This window comes from Actinoplanes sp. NPDC026619 (genome assembly GCF_040638295.1).
Classification (GTDB): domain Bacteria; phylum Actinomycetota; class Actinomycetes; order Mycobacteriales; family Micromonosporaceae; genus Actinoplanes.
The window spans coordinates 170,850-172,554 of sequence record NZ_JBEZYA010000011.1 but is presented as its reverse complement, the minus strand read 5'-3'; the positions used below and the strand labels follow the sequence as shown (position 1 = coordinate 172,554).

The 1,705-nt window shown below is 73.7% G+C and carries 1 protein-coding gene; it reads right to left on the bottom strand.

What is annotated here, in order from left to right:
• Positions 1–302 precede the first annotated feature (302 nt).
• Positions 303–1,340: a quinone-dependent dihydroorotate dehydrogenase gene (locus AB0E90_RS24355; protein ID WP_360410166.1), complete on the bottom strand. Its 1,038-nt coding sequence runs from the start codon at positions 1,338–1,340 to the stop codon at positions 303–305.
• Between the last annotated feature and the right edge of the window lie 365 nt (positions 1,341–1,705).

The following is a 1,705-nucleotide window of genomic DNA, read 5'->3' as shown; positions in this document are numbered from 1 at the left end:
ACCTTGGCGACTTTCTGCGCCGTACGAACACCAACTCCCCAAGATCGCGCCGGGGTCGCGCACCCCACCCGCGACCTTGGCGACTTTCTGCGCCGTACGAACACCAACTCCCCAAGATCGCGCCGGGGTCGCGCACCCCACCCGCGACCTTGGCGACTTTCTGCGCCGTGCGAACACCAAGTCGCCAAGATCGGGCCGCAACCGGCGCACGGGCCGCAACCGGCGCCCATGCGGCGACGTCCTGCGGCGGCGGCACCTTGACTTCCGCCCGGCGGGCGAGTGCTCGCTCACCGGGCGGGTGGTCATCGGGTTTCCGCTGCCGCGTGCGCTCGATGCGCCGCGGCCGCCCGCGCCGCACCCCGCACCAGCGCGGGACCGTGGTAGATGAATCCGCTGTACAGCTGCACCAGCGACGCGCCCGCGTCGAGCATTGCGGTGGCGTCGCCGGGAGTCATCACCCCGCCGACGCCGATGATCGGCAGCCGGCCGCCGGTCTCGGAGTGCACGAAGTGCACGACCTTGCGGGCCTTCTCGGTCAGCGGCGCGCCGGAAAGGCCACCGGCCTCGGCGGCCCGGGGCTGATCGGCCGGTGCCAACCCGTCTCGGGCGAGCGTCGTGTTGGTGGCGATCACCCCAGCCGCGCCGTGGCTGAGGCAGACCTCCAGCAGCTCCGCGATGGCCGGCTCGGTCAGGTCGGGGGCGATCTTGACAAGGACCGGCGTGTCCCCGGCCAGCGCGGCCAGCAGGTCGGCGATGGCCGACTTGTCCTGCAGGGAGCGCAGGCCGGGCGTGTTCGGCGACGAGACGTTGACCGCGATGTAGTCGGCATAGGGGTGCAGCAGCCGGTAGGACGTCAGGTAGTCCTCGACCGCTTCCTCCAGCGGCGTGACCTTGGACTTGCCGAGTGAGATGCCGAGCGGCACCCCGATCGGCCCCAGCGCCTCGAGCCGGGCGGCGAGCGCCGCCGCTCCGGCGTTGTTGAAGCCCATCCGGTTGATGATCGCGTCGCTGTCCCGGAGCCGGAACAGCCGAGGCTTGTCGTTCCCCGGCTGCGCCTTGGCGGTGACCGTGCCGACCTCGACGAATCCGAAGCCGAGCGACGGCCACGCCGGCAGCGCCAGCCCGTTCTTGTCCATCCCGGCGGCGAGCCCGACCGCGTTCGGGAACCGAACCCCGAACACCTCGACCGGCGCGTCGGTCGCGTAGCGACCGCGCAGCAGCCCTCGGGCACCCGCCCCGAGCCCCGCCAGCCGCCCGAGGGTGAACTCGTGCGCCTTCTCCGCGTCTCCCCCGCCGATCCGGAAGAGAACCGGCCGGACCGCCCGCTCGAACGCCGTCACCGAACTACCTCGCGGCGCCCAGCCACCGCGCCAGAACGACGCTCCCGCACCGCGGCAGAACGACGCCCCGCCACCGCCGCAGAACGACGCCCCGCCACCGCCGCAGAACGACGCCCCGCCACCGCCGCAGAACGACGCCCCGCCACCGCCGCAGAACGACGCCCCGCCACCGCCGCAGAACGACGCCCCGCCACCGCCGCAGAACGACGCCCCGCCACCGCCGCAGAACGACGCCCCGCCACCGCCGCAGAACGACGCCCCGCCACCGCCGCAGAACGACGCCCCGCCACCGCCGCAGAACGACGCCCCGCCACCGCCGCAGAACGACGCCCCGCCACCGCCGCAGAACGACGCCCCGCCACCGC